The organism is Phaeobacter sp. SYSU ZJ3003 (assembly GCF_041300735.1).
In the GTDB taxonomy this organism is placed as follows: domain Bacteria; phylum Pseudomonadota; class Alphaproteobacteria; order Rhodobacterales; family Rhodobacteraceae; genus Phycobacter; species Phycobacter gallaeciensis_A.
Genome location: NZ_PXNU01000135.1, coordinates 1 through 1,372, shown reverse-complemented (window position 1 = coordinate 1,372; position 1,372 = coordinate 1). Strand labels below are relative to the sequence as shown.

The following is a 1,372-nucleotide window of genomic DNA, read 5'->3' as shown; positions in this document are numbered from 1 at the left end:
TCACACCATCCGTGCCGTCGTCATCGCGCAGCTGTGCCGTCTTCACCAGGCTGAGCGACGCTGTGCCATCGACAATGTCAAGTTCGTTGCTGGTTGAGTCGGAAGCCACGTAACCTGCAGTATTTTCAATCTGAGCAAGAACGTCATAGGTCTTATACTGCAGCGCATCGCCGTCAGGTATAGTCAATGACCACGTCTGTGCGCCCGCCGGACCACTTATGACCAGTGGTGAAGTGAGCGAATTATTCTGATCCTGAGTGTATAGCACACCGTTGATGAATACCTTTAGAACTTCGTCGGTCACCGATTCTGTCCAAGTCAGGGTACCAGTGACAACCGGGGTTGTATCGCTGGTCGTCTGCGAGTTGACCGTCACAGGCCCCGAGGGGGATTGTGCCTGTGTTGCAAGGTACAGGTCGTTCAATTCACTAATCGGATTATCTGAAGATCCAGAGTAGGAATCGCTGGAGATGTCGAAAGTGTAACTCGCGCCATCGCCAACTGTTGTACCGTTCGGAGCCAGTGCGAATGAGATCCCCTGCGCAGTCCCCTGAAGCGCCGAGGTCAAACCATCATAATAACCACTATCATCATCACTTGCGGGCTCCGTATAGAAACCGAAAACAGTTGGGGTCCCGTTAGAACTCCAGTTCAGGTTCGCGGCCTGAGTATGGGACGCACGACCATCACTGAATATAAACGTAATCGCAAATGGTGCATCGTTTCCTTGAAAAACCGGAACTCCCCCCGATACGGCAGAAGACTGCTGAGACAATACAACTCGCGAAATACCCAATTCAGAAAACGAGCGGATATTGTTCGGTTTCGCAGGTCCGATTGGGGTCACGCTGCCGTATTCGCCGATGAAACCATCTGGAAAACCAAGCAAAAGTGTCTGCTGTGATTGAGCGATTGCCGAAGTACATAGTGGCGCGAAAAGCGTAGCAAGTGAGATCAACAAACGGCTGAGCAGGACGGTCAAGAGACCACAGTATCTGCTATTATAACGCGGGTTCATTCTCAAAGCCTCCAACCAACCGTTTGCGCGTTTCGAATTGACGCGCTGACGGGCACACAAGGTTCAGACCGTATTCAAGAAGTCTCGTTGAGGGTACGAAACCTTCGATCACTAAGAGGTTCTTTTGATACCCGAGGGCCGGGAACAATCTTGATTTTATAATTTGATTCAGAATTTCGCCGTAGGCGCCTTGAGGCAATGTCGACGCGCTCGGCTGCAATTCGAACGTTTCACGCCCCCCAATCGTTCGATCAAGTGCTAGCTAAACGCAATCAAATCTGCCAAAGCTAAGGAACGTCTGAACAACGTCTTCGGCTGCGCCGATGTTGCCGCTTGAGGGCAGTTTGGGGCGGT

General features: G+C 51.5%; 1 protein-coding gene. It reads right to left on the bottom strand.

Features of this window, described 5'->3' with window-relative positions:
- A partial coding sequence (locus C6W91_RS21060) for a hypothetical protein (protein WP_370571597.1) occupies positions 1–1,018 on the bottom strand: 1,018 nt, incomplete at its 3' end.
- Positions 1,019–1,372 lie beyond the last annotated feature (354 nt).